1 protein-coding gene is annotated in these 1,428 nt (G+C 55.3%); it reads right to left on the reverse strand.

Annotated elements, in window-relative coordinates; translation table 11 throughout:
• Positions 1–31 precede the first annotated feature (31 nt).
• On the reverse strand, positions 32–1,342 hold the full coding sequence (locus tag ACIP1G_RS31955) for an IS4 family transposase (protein WP_400744638.1): 1,311 nt from the start codon (positions 1,340–1,342) through the stop codon (positions 32–34).
• Positions 1,343–1,428: the final 86 nt, after the last annotated feature.

Raw genomic sequence — 1,428 nt, forward strand, 5'->3', positions numbered from 1 at the left:
TAATGCCAGTCAGTTAAGCTGACTGGCATTTTCATTTGCGCATGGGGTACTTCGCCGGTCGTTGCTTCACTGCTCGGGGAAACCACCGGTCAGGCCGTCGATGAGGCAAAACATATTGGGCTGCTGAAGCCTGCAGATCCGACAGAAATCCCGGCAAATTCCCGGGGTGATTCAAGGATGTGCCATGCAGCAAGCCCAGTATTGCCCAGCTACAGGCAGTAAAACTCATCTCGCATGGGTACACTCCAGGGCACTGTCGAGACATCTGCACCATCTGATATCGCAACAGGTTGTAGCCCAGCAGTACGCCCCATAGCTCTTGCGCAATCATCTCCGGCGTCTTGCTTCTCAGCGTATATTCACCGCCTAAAAGCCCTTGCTTGATCTCCCGATATCCCAGTTCGATTTCCCAGCGCTGACTGTAAAGGTCGACGATCTCATCACCTGGAAAACGCAGCGGATCGACCATTGAAGTCAGTACGCTCACCACCTTGCCTTTGATCGCCTTGCTTAACAGCCGTGCCCGAATCTCCAGCGGCAGGCCGGGCCATTGCTTACGGGCTTGCGGCGAGGTGCGCAGAACGACCACGGCATCATTGCGCCCAAGCTTGTGCTCGACTTCGTACTGGGTACCCTTCTTCAAAGGAATAAGCCAATGACGCTGCTCGCCTTGTGATTGCCAGTGATGTAGCAAACCCAACGAGTAGAAACCTTTATCGAACAGGGTCAGCGAATGATCAGGCGTGGTAGCACTCAGCTGTTCGGCCAACTTCATTTCGCTACTGTGATAGCTATCGAAAGTACTGCTTATCAGCAGATGGCTAGTCAGTTCCATCTGGCAGACCATTCGGACTTGAGGGTAGCTGCCATCGCCATGCTGGTTGGTCGCGCCGCCGTAGCACGCCCGGTTTTCTGCAGTGTCGGGGGTATTCCAGACCACGCCATCCACGCCCAAAAGTGTTAACCCCAACCATTGCGGGTGCTGGACTTCTGCATGCCATCGCTGCTGGGTGAGCGAGAACACTTCGCGAACCGCTTCGCTACCCAGTCGTTGCCGTCCCTGAACAACAGCACTGGGCGCCACCAGCGGTCGCTTGCCCGGCAGCATGATGTCCATGTGATTCACGACATCCCAAGCCGACATCCGGCGGAACAACGCCATGCCGATGATGCACCAGACCAGGCTTTCCAATGGCAGCCGCCGCTTGCGTATAGTCGAGACGCCTACCGTTTCGAAGGCCTGTTTCACAATGTCTGGATCAAGCAACGCTCCCAGCCCTTCGAGGGCATGTGGCCGCGATGCCATTTCATGAGTGAGGGACAGGGCTTTTGACAGGCGCATAAAAAATCCGATGCTCGTTTCCAAGCATCGGATTTTGCGGCCTATGGGCTAAAGGTCAATGCGTCAGTCTTAACTGACTGGCATTA

It is taken from the genome of Pseudomonas sp. NPDC089392 (assembly GCF_044749595.1).
In the GTDB taxonomy this organism is placed as follows: domain Bacteria; phylum Pseudomonadota; class Gammaproteobacteria; order Pseudomonadales; family Pseudomonadaceae; genus Aquipseudomonas.

What these genes read in the sequence shown, in the direction of transcription:
- ACIP1G_RS31955 (WP_400744638.1), bottom strand. Translation starts at nt 1,342, where the DNA reads ATGCGCCTGTCAAAAGCCCTGTCCCTCACTCATGAAATGGCATCGCGG.